This is a genomic window from Pontibacter sp. E15-1 (assembly GCF_022601975.1).
Classification (GTDB): Bacteria; Bacteroidota; Bacteroidia; order Cytophagales; family Hymenobacteraceae; genus Pontibacter.
The window spans coordinates 155,437-167,662 of the sequence record NZ_JAKVIR010000002.1 but is presented as its reverse complement, the minus strand read 5'-3'; the positions used below and the strand labels follow the sequence as shown (position 1 = coordinate 167,662).

At 54.7% G+C, this 12,226-nt stretch carries 10 protein-coding genes; 6 read left to right on the top strand and 4 right to left on the bottom strand.

The genetic code is table 11. The features are described 5' to 3' along the window. Nucleotides 1–223: 223 nt before the first annotated feature. On the top strand, nt 224–1,555 hold the full coding sequence (argH, locus tag MKJ04_RS02195; protein WP_241638868.1) for an argininosuccinate lyase: 1,332 nt from the start codon (nt 224–226) through the stop codon (nt 1,553–1,555). Between the two features lie 65 nt (nt 1,556–1,620). On the opposite strand, the gene MKJ04_RS02190 is transcribed toward argH, so the two are convergent. Beyond that, nucleotides 1,621–2,307 (bottom strand): MCP four helix bundle domain-containing protein, encoded by a 687-nt coding sequence (locus MKJ04_RS02190; RefSeq protein WP_241638865.1) that lies wholly within the window; start codon nt 2,305–2,307, stop codon nt 1,621–1,623. A gap of 184 nt (nt 2,308–2,491) precedes the next feature. Here MKJ04_RS02190 and MKJ04_RS02185 point away from each other — a divergent pair, with 184 nt between their 5' ends. The 5 genes from MKJ04_RS02185 (at nt 2,492) to MKJ04_RS02165 (ending at nt 7,427) form a co-directional block, all read left to right on the top strand. After that, nucleotides 2,492–3,211, top strand: a complete 720-nt coding sequence (locus MKJ04_RS02185) for a peptidase-C39 like family protein (RefSeq protein WP_241638863.1) — start codon at nt 2,492–2,494, stop codon at nt 3,209–3,211. A gap of 9 nt (nt 3,212–3,220) precedes the next feature. Further along, entirely contained in the window at nt 3,221–4,693 is a 1,473-nt protein-coding gene (locus tag MKJ04_RS02180; RefSeq protein ID WP_241638861.1) for a RimK family protein, read from the top strand. Beyond that, nucleotides 4,686–5,927, top strand: coding sequence for a glutamate-cysteine ligase family protein (locus MKJ04_RS02175; RefSeq protein WP_241638855.1), 1,242 nt, complete (start codon nt 4,686–4,688; stop codon nt 5,925–5,927). The genes MKJ04_RS02180 and MKJ04_RS02175 overlap by 8 nt, the downstream gene beginning before the upstream one ends. Nucleotides 5,928–5,934: 7 nt before the next feature. Next, nucleotides 5,935–6,660 (top strand): N-formylglutamate amidohydrolase, encoded by a 726-nt coding sequence (locus MKJ04_RS02170; protein ID WP_241638854.1) that lies wholly within the window; start codon nt 5,935–5,937, stop codon nt 6,658–6,660. 155 nt (nt 6,661–6,815) lie between these two features. Continuing rightward, the gene (locus MKJ04_RS02165) at nt 6,816–7,427 is read left to right on the top strand and encodes a YqaE/Pmp3 family membrane protein (protein WP_241638852.1); all 612 of its coding nucleotides are present in this window, start codon (nt 6,816–6,818) and stop codon (nt 7,425–7,427) included. A gap of 133 nt (nt 7,428–7,560) precedes the next feature. Here the strand turns inward: MKJ04_RS02165 and MKJ04_RS02160 are convergent, their stop codons facing one another. From MKJ04_RS02160 to MKJ04_RS02150, 3 genes are all read right to left on the bottom strand, one after another. Further along, on the bottom strand, nt 7,561–10,026 hold the full coding sequence (locus MKJ04_RS02160; RefSeq protein ID WP_241638850.1) for a fibronectin type III domain-containing protein: 2,466 nt from the start codon (nt 10,024–10,026) through the stop codon (nt 7,561–7,563). Between the two features lie 12 nt (nt 10,027–10,038). Continuing rightward, on the bottom strand, nt 10,039–10,692 hold the full coding sequence (locus tag MKJ04_RS02155; protein ID WP_241638848.1) for a T9SS type A sorting domain-containing protein: 654 nt from the start codon (nt 10,690–10,692) through the stop codon (nt 10,039–10,041). Between the two features lie 409 nt (nt 10,693–11,101). After that, entirely contained in the window at nt 11,102–12,202 is a 1,101-nt protein-coding gene (locus tag MKJ04_RS02150) for an acyltransferase family protein (RefSeq protein WP_241638846.1), read from the bottom strand. Between the last annotated feature and the right edge of the window lie 24 nt (nt 12,203–12,226).

Sequence of the window (12,226 nt, the reverse complement as noted above, 5' to 3'; positions counted from 1 at the left end):
TTCCTGAAGCGGATTTCCTAATCCGCGTTAGCAGGACCACGGGGATTAGGAAATCCCCGACAGGTGGCTTCCGGACTGGGAAGTCCGGAAGAGCCGTGGAGCCGTGAAGTAACGTGAAAGTGTTCTTCAGTTTAATTGTTTAATGGATTTTAGGGTATACTGTCACGGAAAGTTTTGTTTATGACAATACCCAATCCCATATCACCCATACCTGATTTTATATATGAAACTCTGGCAAAAATCCTCCGGCACAGCCGCCGAAATAGAAACCTTTACTGTAGGCAAAGACGCAGAACTGGATATGCAACTGGCCCCGTTTGATGTGTTGGGCTCCCTGGCGCACACGCGCATGCTCCAAAGCATCGGCTTGCTGACGGCTGACGAGCTGGAGGTAGTGCAGGAAAACCTGAAGGCAATCTACGCGTCCATCGAAGCTGGTGACTTTGCCATCGAGCCGGGCGTGGAGGACATTCACTCGCAGGTGGAGCTGGAGCTGACGCGCCGCGTGGGCGATGCGGGCAAGAAGATCCACAGTGGCCGCTCCCGCAACGATCAGGTGCTGCTCGACCTCAAGCTATTTTTCCGGCACCAGCTGCAGGCAACGGTAGAGGGGGTTTCGGCTTTGTTTGAGGTGCTGCAGCGCCAGAGCGAACGCTACAAAGACGTGTTGTTGCCAGGCTATACCCACCTGCAGATCGCCATGCCGTCTTCCTTCGGCCTGTGGTTTGGCGCTTATGCAGAGAGCCTCGTCGATGACATGCACCTGCTGCAGGCGGCCTACAGGATATCGGATAAAAACCCGCTTGGGTCCGCCGCAGGGTATGGCTCGTCCTTTCCGCTGGACCGCCAGATGACCACTGACCTGCTTGGTTTTGAGGCGATGAATTACAATGTGGTGTATGCCCAAATGGGCCGTGGCAAGTCGGAGCGGGTGGTGGCTACCGCGCTGGCCTCCGTGGCAGCCACCGTGGCCAAGATGGCGATGGACCTGTGCCTGTACATGAACCAGAACTTCGGCTTCATCACGCTGCCCGACAGCCTGACCACCGGATCCAGCATTATGCCGCACAAAAAAAACCCGGACGTGTTTGAGCTGTTGCGCGGCAAGTGCAACAAGCTGCAGGCCTTGCCCACCGAAATCTCGATGCTGCTCATCAACCTGCCCTCCGGCTACCACCGCGATTTGCAGTTGCTGAAAGAAAACCTCTTTCCTGCCTTCGGGGAGTTGCACAGCTGCCTGGACATGATGGGATATATGCTGGGGCAGCTGGAGGTTCGGGATAACATTCTCGACGATCCAAAGTACCAATACCTCTTCAGCGTGGATGCCGTGAACGAGCTGGTGCTGCAAGGGATGCCTTTCCGGGATGCGTACAAGAAGGTGGGCGCAGCGATAGAGTCCGGTAATTTTGCACCGGCGGCCGCTGTAACACACACGCATGAGGGCAGCATTGGCAATCTGTGCAACGATCAAATCAAGGTGCTGATGCAAAAGGCCCTGGCAGAGTTTAACTTCGAGCGAGTGGAAAAGGCGTATGCCAGGCTTTTGGCCTGACGCAGCTGTATAAGCTTCTTTTCTGTGCTGCGGGGGCTGGCCTTCAGAAACAGTTTGCTTATCGCTTAATTCAGGTTAAATTTCTGCGGCTTGATCAGGATGCCGCGTCGGTTGTTTTGCAGCAACACACCGACGAGCAGGGCCAGCACCACGGCCAGCGCGATCACGAGGTACGAGAGCATTTTCAACGTGTTCAGTTGCTGCCCGGCGGAGGCATACAGGTCGTGGCCAACCTCTTGCTGCAACTGGCGCAGTGCATGCAGCGGATTGAGCACAGCCATGAAGGCAGGATCTACCTTTTGCTCCCGCAGCTTTACGGCTGCGGACGTTTCCGCGGCACTACTTAGGCGTACGGTTTTCAGCTGCACCTCCATCAGGCGGTTTGCAGCGGCTTTATACTGCTGTAGCACCGTTGTCTCACGGGGAGTGAGGTAGGTTGCCTCATACTTGGCCGCAATCGAGTCAATATCGGTGTGGTGCTGTCGCAGTTGTGCCTCAAGCTGGCGCTGCTGCCCAGGATCAGGTGCTTGCAGGTGCCGCTCAAGCAGCGTCATGCCCTGGTAGTAATGCTCCTGCATCGCGGCCAAATCCAGGGCGGGCACCAGCCTGTCGTGATACACGGATGCGAACTGCCTGCTAACCCGCGTCATGCTATAGCTGACCCACCAGTTTGCCAGCACGATTATCACAAATATAGCACACAGGGCAAGGGCTATTTTATACCGTTGCCGGTTGCTTATGGTCTTGTTCATGCTCATCCAATTTGCCTAAGTGTTTTAATATAAGCAAAATAGTCTGGTTTAACTATCACCCTTGGCTGCCGTCGGCCCCGGTCCCTAAATCCGGCGGTCTTTTATATTCCGATCAGGCACACATAATCTTTCTCTCCCGCGTATAAAGGCACATTGCAGACACCCAAAACGTCGCTTTTATACCGTGATACCAATCAAAATCCATACGCAACCCGACGACTCCACCTGTGGGCCCACGAGCCTGCACGCCGTGTACCGTTATTTCAAAGACCCAATATCCCTGAGCGAGGTGATTAAGGAGGTGCCCTACCTCGATGAGGGAGGCACTCTGGAAGTGCTGCTGGCCTGCCATGCCCTGCAGCGGGGCTACCGCGCCCGCATTTATACCTACAACCTCCATATCTTTGACCCGACCTGGTTTAAGCTAAGCAACGCGGAAATCATCCTGAAGCTGGAGCAACAGATGGACGGGAAAAAGGGAAGCAAGCTGCAGCGGGCCTCGCGCGCGTACATCGATTTTCTGGGGCTTGGTGGTGAGTTGCGCTGCCGTGACCTGACCAAAACCATGCTCCGCGAGTATTTTGAAAGGGATATCCCGCTCCTGACCGGACTCAGCGCCACGCACTTGTACCAAAGCGCCCGCGAGATAGTGGACGAGCATGACAACTCCATCTACGACGACGTGTATGGCTTCCCGACGGGGCACTTTGTGGTGCTCTGCGGCTTTGCCGACGACCCGAAGTATATCGTGGTGGCGGACCCTTACCGTGAAAACCCCTCTTTCAAAGACAATTATTATGAGGTGAAGGCCTCACACCTGATCAACTCCATCATGCTGGGTATGGCCACCTTCGATGCCAACCTGCTGGCCATTCAGCCAGCCGCCCAGGAAGAAACCGAGTAAAACCTACCCATGCGAAAAATTGTAGTTGTGGATTATCCCAGGGATTGGGATGATGCAACGGAAGACACCGAAGTGATTGATACGCAAGCGTATCTGACCGACGCCAGGTATACCGATATTAAAAATGCCCGCGTGTTTAACCTCAGCCGCTCGTACCGCTACCAAAGCGCGGGATACTACGTGTCGTTGCTGGCGGAGGCGCGCGGCCACAAGGCTATCCCCAGCGTGACGACCATGCAGGATCTGAAAAGCCCGACTATCGTCCGGGCAATAACTGTGGAGCTGAACGACCTCATCCAGAAGAGCCTTGCCGGGCTGCGGTCCAAATCCTTCACCCTCAGCATTTACTTCGGGCACAACGTGGCCTTCAAATACGAGAAACTCTGCAAGCAGCTGCACGACCTGTTTCAGGCACCGCTGCTGCGGGCCCAGTTTGTGCGGAAAGAGGAATGGGTGCTGCAGAGTATCTCGCCCATACCGGTAAATGAGGTGCCCGAGAGCCATACCCCAGACCTGAAGCGCTTTGCAAGGACGTACTTTGCGCGCCATCGTTTTTCCGGAGCCCGGGTCTCCCGCAAAATCTACGACCTTGCCATCCTGGTGGACCCGCACGAGAAAGCGCCGCCCTCCAACGAAAAGGCGATTCAGCACTTTGTGGAGGCGGCCGAGAGCCAGGGCTTTTATACCGAGCTGATCACCAAAGACGATTACCGCCGCCTTTCCGAGTTCGACGCGCTGTTCATCCGGGAGACGACCGCCGTGAACCACCATACCTACCGCTTCGCGCGGAAGGCGCACGCCGAAGGGATGGTGGTGATCGACGACCCGGTTTCCATACTGCGCTGCACCAACAAGGTATACCTGGCGGAGTTGCTGGCCAAGGCGAAGGTGCCCGTTCCCAAAACCATGATCATCCATAAAGACAACCGGGCGCAGGTGGAGGCCCAGCTTGGCCTGCCTTGCGTGCTCAAGAAGCCCGACAGCTCTTTCTCGCAGGGCGTGGTGAAAGCCAAGGACCGCGAGAGCCTGCAGCAGGAACTGGATCAGATGCTGGCCGACTCGGAGCTGATCATCGGGCAGGAGTATACCCCCACCGATTTTGACTGGCGCATCGGGGTGCTGGACAAGCAGCCGCTGTACGCCTGCAAGTACTTTATGGCAAAGGGCCATTGGCAGATATACAACTGGAATGGCAAGCGGAAACAGGACGAGGAGGGCGACGGCGAGGTGGTGCCCTTTGAGCAGGTGCCCTTCAATGTGTTGCACACGGCCCTAAAGGCGGCCAACCTGATCGGCGATGGGCTGTATGGCGTGGACGTAAAGGAGATAAACGGCAAAGCCTACGTGATCGAGGTGAACGACAACCCCAGCATCGACGCCGGCGTGGAAGACAAAATCCTCAAAAAAGACCTGTATGGTGCCATCATCAAGTCTTTGAAGCGGCGCATCGAGACCAATAAAAACATTCGGAACAATGACTGACCAGATAAAGCCGCTGCACCTTTTCGAGGGGTATGGCGTGGAGTTGGAGTACATGATCGTGCGGCGCACTGACCTGCAGGTGCTCCCGATCACGGACAAGCTGATTTATGATGCCGTGGGCGCATACCTCTCTGATGTTTCCTTCGGAGACATTGCCTGGAGCAACGAGCTGGTGCTGCATGTAGTGGAAATGAAAACAGATGGCCCCGCAAAAAGCCTGCATGCCCTGGCCGGTGCGTTTCAGCGGCACGTCCGGAAGATAAACGGCATGCTGGAGAAGTATGATGCCATGTTGCTGCCCACCGGGGCGCACCCCCTGATGGACCCCTACACCGACACCCGGATCTGGCCCCACGAGTACAACGCCGTGTACGATGCCTACAACCGGATCTTTGACTGCCGTGGGCATGGCTGGGCAAACCTGCAAAGCACGCACCTCAACCTGCCTTTCGCCAACGACGATGAGTTTGGGCGGCTACACGCTGCCATCCGCGTGCTGCTGCCGCTTATTCCGGCTCTCAGCGCCTCCTCCCCGATACTGGACGGAAAGGTGACTGGCTTTCAGGACACCCGCCTGGAGGTATACCGCCACAACCAGGACAAAATCCCCTCCATCGCGGGCAAGGTGATTCCGGAAGCTGTTTTCACGCAAAAAAATTACGAGGATTCTATATTAAAGCGTATCTATATAGATGTAGCTGCGTATGACAATGAAGGCATACTGCAAGACGAGTTTCTGAATTCGCGCGGTGCGATTGCCCGTTTCTCCCGAAATACCATCGAAATCCGCCTGATCGATATTCAGGAATGCCCTGCGGCAGACCTGGCAGTGCTTCAGGCGGTGGTCGGTGTTTTGAAGGCTTTGGTGCGGGGACAGTGGGTAGCCACAGACCACCTGAAAGTTTTTGGCGAGGATCTGCTGGCAGAGGTACTCCTTCGGGTGATACGGGACGGGCAGGAAGCAACCCTCCAAGACCCCGGTTACCTGGCATGCTTCGGCCTGCAGGGCTCCGGCCCCAAAACTGCCGGGGAGGTATGGCGTCACCTGATCACTTCGACTGTGACATCCGGGAGTGACCCGGAGCTGGATGCCACGCTGCATACCCTCACCACACAGGGGAATCTGGCAACGCGCATTCTGGCGGCCACGGGCCCGCACCCAACCGAAGAGAGAATCCGGGAAGTGTACCGGCGACTTGCGGTATGCCTGCAAGAAGGCAAGATATTTCTTTAGATGAACCATGCTACGACTACTAGTGACCTGCGAACATGGCGGAAACAACGTTCCCGCCGCTTACACCCCATTATTTGAAGATCACCGCGACCTGCTCAACTCACATGAGGGCTACGACATTGGCGCAAAGGAGCTTTTTCAGCAGCTTGAGGGCATGGCCCACAAGTCTTTTTGCGCCGAGACGACCCGCCTGCTGGTAGAGCTAAATAGGTCACTGCACCATAAAAAGCTTTTCTCGTCTGTAACAAGGCCACTTCCTGCAAAGGAGAAAGAGCAGATTTTGCAGGCATATTACCACCCGTACCGCTCGCGCGTGGAAGGCCTTGTGCATGATTTCGTGATGGCCGGGAGGCAGGTGCTGCACATAGCGGTGCACACCTTCACCCCGATATTTAAGGGGGAAGTGCGGCAAGGAGATATCGGCCTGCTCTACGATTCCAAAAGAGGGGAGGAGCAGCGTTTCTGCCGTGCCTGGAAAGAGCGCCTGCAGGCGGTAGACCCCTCGCTGCTCGTTCGGTTTAACTACCCCTACCTGGGCATTTCGGATGGATTCCCGACGTACCTTCGCCGGAAGTTCACGGATGCAGAGTATATGGGCATTGAGTTGGAAGTAAACCAGAAGTTTGCCCTGGGAGACCCAAAACAATGGCAGCAAGTGCAGCAAATAATCAGGTTGAGTTTACAGCAGATGCTGGAGCCATACTGGGAGAACGAGCAGCAAGAGTATGCCTAGCGGCTGACAATATTGTGAATGGCATAACAAAAATAGGCTTTACAAAGTATTGTACAGGAGCGATGCTGGCCTGCCGTTAAACTGAACCGTTTAGCGGAGGGGTGCAGCGCGCTGTTTCACCAAATGCACTATCCGTTTAATTAAACTTCAAAACTATGAGATTAAAAAATTTACTGCACGTGGCTGTTGTATTTGTTACGGGACAAATGATGTTCTCCTGTAGTTCAGCAGAATACTACCGTACAGCTCCAGCCAAAATGGAAGCCTATAACACGGTAAAGGAAAAGCCTGCACCCGCCGCAGTGGCGTTGCAAGCCGAGGAGGCCCCAGCACTGCTTGCCACTTCAGAAAAGGCTACGCCGCCCGCGCCTGCTTTAGAGGCATCGGTTGCAGCCCCTGCACCGGCCGCATTGCAAAAGAAAGCCGTTGCGAAAGCTGACGCCCCGAAAGCCGAAGAAGCCGTTACGCTAGAGAAGCGCGACATGACCCTGGCAGAGGCCGAGGCCCTGGCAATGGCCAAAGAGCGTTTGGCTAGTATGAACAGGCTGGAGAAAAAAGAACTAAAAAGCGACCTGAGAGAAGCGTATCGCCAAAGCGGGGGCCGCACGTCCATCGTCGAAATCATCCTGGCTGTGCTGTTGCCGCCACTGGCTGTTTTCCTGCACGATGGCATCGGCACCACTTTCTGGATCAGCATCATCCTGACGCTGTTATTCTACTTGCCAGGTATCATCTATGCATTACTGATCGTAACAGACACCATCTAAAGCCCATCTGGCTTTTAAAAAGCAGAAGCACCGCCCCACAGGCGGTGCTTCTTTTGTTTTGGGTGCTACTGCTCTGCATACCCGCTTGATTGCCTTCGCGCCGCACCCGTTTCCACCAAACCTGGTAAAGAGGCTAGTTCATTTTGTCAACCTTGATAAACACGGGTCTCTCGCTCACATCCAGTTTTACCTTGTTCCCGCTGATTGGCAGCACACTGCTGACCCCATCCGTGTCGCCGGGCACCATCTGCACTTTTGTGGCTGACGAAGGGCTGCCTGCGAGGGAGAGGGCATACCCCTGCACGGTATAGTTGCGCTTTGTTTTTGCCCATACCACATAGGCGCCATTCGAGCCGCTGGTGTTTTTGAATTTATAGATGAGCACGTTCGGGTCACCGGAGGCTTGCTCGCCCACGAAGGCCATGTGCTGGAGCGTGTTCTTTAGGGTATAGACATAGTACCACGATTTTTTGGGTTCCCAGCTACCCTTGGGCCCAACCAGCCCGGAGGTGGAGAAATGCGTTGGGTCATTCGGGTTTACGTCCCGCAGCATATACATCATGGCTCTGTCTACGCCCGCTGCGGCAAAGGCGAGGTAGGCCCGCACCAGCCACTGCCCTTGCACCTCCTGCCGGTCAAACGGGCCCACTTCCGGCACGCGCAAAGAAGAGGCAGGGTGGGTGTCCCAGCCGAATTCCGAAATCCATACCTCCACGTTTGGCAGATTGTGGTTCCGATACGCTACAAAAGCCTGGAGTTTTTCCCTGAATTTATCCTCCTCAGGGCTTTTAGCCGGTCCGCCGCCCCCCGGCCCGTTAGCGGTGCGCCAGGCGTAGGTATGCACGTTGATCACGTCTGCGGCAAATTTTTTATCGGCCCTGTTTGTCTCAAACCAGCTTTTCATGCGTTTCACATACTCCAGGTTCAGTTCAAAGATGCCTCCCATCACTAATTTCATCGTCGGGTCGGCATTTTTCACGCCAAACGTGCCGCTTCCCTGCTTCATGGTTCCGCCATGCCCGTCGTAGTCGGCGCTGGCCATGGCGGCATACTCCTCCGGCGAGAAGTGGGCATCCGGGCCGTTCCAGTTGTTGTCCTGCTCGTTCCAGTCCTCCATGTAATGAACCAGTCCCATACCTGTTTCTCTGGACTGGCCCGGAGCCAGCGTCAGTTTGCTATCTGCCACGCGCGTGTTGCCATACCGGGCAGCGAACTGAAACATGTGGTGCGCCTTCTTCTCGTAGGAGTTGGGGTTTGTGGTGCTGGCACCGGGCTCGTCCACCGGCTTGTTTGCAAACGGAAAATCTCTGCCGCCGTGCAGCCACGCCACGGACCCCTGAATGACTGGGGATATCCCTATGTTCGCTTTTCCCAGGCGGGTATAAAACGCGTCGAAATCAAAACCCGGCTCGCTGGGTGACCATTTCATCTGGTTGTTTGGGTAGCGCGGGTAGTTTGTGTTCCCGCCGCCGCTCCAGATGTTCCCCTCGTCCCAGTTCCAGTTGTGGTATTCTCTGACGAATCCGGCAACCTGAAGCTTATCCAGCGGGTCGTCTACAAAAGCGTTGATGCCGATAAACTGGTCCACTGTTATTCTGGACTGGGTTGGCGTCGTCTGCACATCCGTCGTGACGGCAACGCTATTGGATAGCAGGGAGCTGTTTCCGGCGGAATCGCTTGCCTTCAGGGCGAAATAATACGTTGTTGCCGGACTTAATCCGGTTACCCTGTGCCCTTGGGTTGTGCCGGAGACAGCGGGGGTCGGTATACCATTCAGCTTGACAGCATTGCTTAAGGCCGTGTTGCTGGTAAGTGGCGAGGTGCTCATGCGCAGGTCATACCCCGCCGCGGTGCCCGTTTTGCCGTCGTTGCCGGTTGCAATCCAGCTGAGGTCTACCGAGCTGCTGCTTTTGTCAACGGCGCGAATCGAAGTGATGCGGGCCGGGGGCATGGTGTCTGGTGTGGCAGTGCCGACGCAGCCATACAGCACAATTTCTGACACGTTGGATCCCTGAGACTGGCGGGTAAAACGCAGATAGCGGGTATCCACGTTCACGTTGTGCTGGTTCCAGCTTTGGTAGCCCGTCAGGTTATCGGCAAGCAGCGGCACCCAGTTCCCCGGAGATCCGGCTTCCACCGTGAAGATTCCTGTATCGTTGATGTCCCTGATGAAAATGGCGGTGATGGTGGCAACCTCCCCAAGATCGAGGTATACGCTTGCGGGGTAATCGGCCGCGTTCCAGCCCGGAAACCATGCGGTGGCCGGAGCCCCTCCCTGGCCCTTATCCGGAAACCCTGCCAGCGACTGCTCGTCCAGCAGCATGGCCGCATCTCCTTTTCCGCTTTCGTTTGTGAGCATGGCGGGAGTGATGCTAAGTTTAGCCGGGATGCAGGCGCGCGTATAAGCTGCCGGAGTGAAGCCAGGCAACATGCCATTTTGCGCCACTGCCGCTGGCTGCACCAAAGTGGCCGGAAAGCTGAAGCTGCCGGTGTCAGAAGTGCGAACCGCCTCCGTGTTATTGCCACCGGGCATTCCGGAGCAAATCGTGATGCCTGCGCACAGCAGGAGCACCGCCCATATGCGTAATGTGTGTTTCATAGTGTCCTGAGTTTAGCGCACGACAAATTTCTTTGTAAGCGAAAGATTGGGGCCGGTCGCATTCACGATGTAAGTTCCGGGCCTGAAACCCGCCAGGTCCAGCGTAAAGTGGCAGCGCGGCGGCTTTATGGTCTGGACAAGTTTTCCGGTGCTGTCGAACACCTGCAGGCGGTTTATGCCCGCATCGGGGAGCTCCACGTTTAAATACTCTGCTGTCGGGTTTGGGTATACCGAAAACACCTCCGATTCCTCCAGATAGGGTATAACCTTGCCTTCTTTCACAAGTATCTCTCCCGTAAATTGCTCGCCCGGATTGACATAGAACACCAGATGGCTCAATGGCTCCGGGGCTTCTGCCAGATCGATGAGCAGTTGGTTGAATTCGCCGGGCAGAAGGAGCCGGTCGTACAATTTTACCTGTTTATGGGCGGCTGTCAACCCGTCCACACGCAGCTGAATAGGAACAGGTGTTTTGAGGGCCATGGAGAAAACGCCTTTGGCCGTGTTTGCCTGCAGTAAATCAATCGAGAAAGATTCCCAGGGTAGCTTGCGCATCGAAACACGCAGGTAAGCGGCATGCCGGGCAAAGGTAAAATGGTCGTTCCCGTGCCATGCGGGCGCATCGCTGTTCGCCTGGTTGAAACCCAGAAATAATATGCAAGGCAATGCGAGTATAATTAAAAGCTTCATAAAAGGAAGAGCTGTAAAATGAAAGGGAAGGCCTGTGGTCTAGGTCAGACCAAAACGGAGAGCATCAGCAGTAAACTAGCCGGAATATGATTTATCAATTAAATGTGACGGGGGTATCTTGCCGTTCCGGTAGCATAAGGACTTTGCTTTGTCAGGCTATGTCACACCATCGCAGAGGATTATGGTGTGGGTGGATGCTTTATGTTTTGATAAGCATCAAAAAGTTAAAATGTATTTTAGTTGCACAAAATTAATGAAATAAAAAGTAGCCAGAATGTTTTCGCAGCAATATGTGGCAAACCCGGTGTTTTAATTAGCCAATACAGCAGTTTAGATGACAAAGCACATGAAGTAAGCGATGATTTCAGGTCGAACAACGCAGTTTTCAGAGGCTTTTTTGGGACAATTTGTTGTATACTTTTTCCTCGGATTCTGCAGCCTCTACCTGTGTGGCCGGATCGGTGGATTTGCGCCTGAAAACGCTGTGGCTAGTAAGTTGCAGGGTCAATTTATGGAAGAGAAGCGCCGTGAGTAACGCGGCGGCCACCACCACCGGGAGCTCTGCCAAGCCAATATGCTCCTGCTTCCGGAAGGATAGATACGCCAGCAGCACAAACATGTGCAGGATGTAAAGCGAATACGAAAACGACTCAACCCAGATTGCGAGCCTTTTGAATAAGGTTATCCGCAGGCTGATAAAATATACCACGGCGCATCCTGCTGAAAAGCCCAGAAACATAAAATAGTCGTTGAACAGCATACCTCCCTCACCGGCGAAACCAGCAATGACGAGCACAATGCCCAAGCACAGCAGCACGACACCGACGTATACCCGGTAGGAGTAATTGAGCAGTGCAGGCAGCCAGCCATGTTTCGCCACTACTGCCCCCAACACCAGCACCCATATATACTGCAGCACAAATCTAAACCAGATAGTTACCCCGGAAACTCCAAGCAGCGTGATAACCACGCTATACCCGACGGAAATAAGGATGGACGCGCTAATTACCTGAGCAGCGGAAAACCTGTTGATCCCAGCCAGCAAGACTGGCCAAAGCATGTAAAACTGTACGATGGTGGCGATAAACCAAAAATGGTTCCCGAAGCTGGAGGCATAGGGCTCATAGAACATCTTGAAAAGCAGCATATGGCTCAGATACTCCTTCCAGCCGTCCGGGTAAATGTGCAGGTGTGCGTTTAGCAGGAATATCACCGTGATGCCGATATAATAGGGCACCAGCACCCGCGCAAACCTCTTTTTACAGTAGCTGGCCCACGTAGTCACTCTGGAGTGGTATAGGCCATACCCTGAGGCAAATAGGAAGATGTAGATACCGGCCCCTCCAATGTAATAGGCCCTGGATAAAAGCCCGGCGGAAGACACGTACGGCAGGTAATGATAGAGCACGATGGTTACAATGGATACCCCCTTCGCCACTGTGATGAAGGAGTTTCTTTCTGAGCGGGTTTGTAGCGTAGTTTTCATGGGTAGCAATCAAGGTTAGGCACC

Bases quoted from the DNA above. Each gene is read 5' to 3' on its own strand.
- argH (WP_241638868.1), top strand. From the start codon at position 224: ATGAAACTCTGGCAAAAATCCTCCGGCACAGCCGCCGAAATAGAAACC.
- MKJ04_RS02190 (WP_241638865.1), bottom strand. From the start codon at position 2,307: ATGAACAAGACCATAAGCAACCGGCAACGGTATAAAATAGCCCTTGCC.
- MKJ04_RS02180 (WP_241638861.1), top strand. From the start codon at position 3,221: ATGCGAAAAATTGTAGTTGTGGATTATCCCAGGGATTGGGATGATGCA.
- MKJ04_RS02175 (WP_241638855.1), top strand. From the start codon at position 4,686: ATGACTGACCAGATAAAGCCGCTGCACCTTTTCGAGGGGTATGGCGTG.
- MKJ04_RS02170 (WP_241638854.1), top strand. From the start codon at position 5,935: ATGCTACGACTACTAGTGACCTGCGAACATGGCGGAAACAACGTTCCC.
- MKJ04_RS02165 (WP_241638852.1), top strand. From the start codon at position 6,816: ATGAGATTAAAAAATTTACTGCACGTGGCTGTTGTATTTGTTACGGGA.
- MKJ04_RS02160 (WP_241638850.1), bottom strand. From the start codon at position 10,026: ATGAAACACACATTACGCATATGGGCGGTGCTCCTGCTGTGCGCAGGC.
- MKJ04_RS02150 (WP_241638846.1), bottom strand. From the start codon at position 12,202: ATGAAAACTACGCTACAAACCCGCTCAGAAAGAAACTCCTTCATCACA.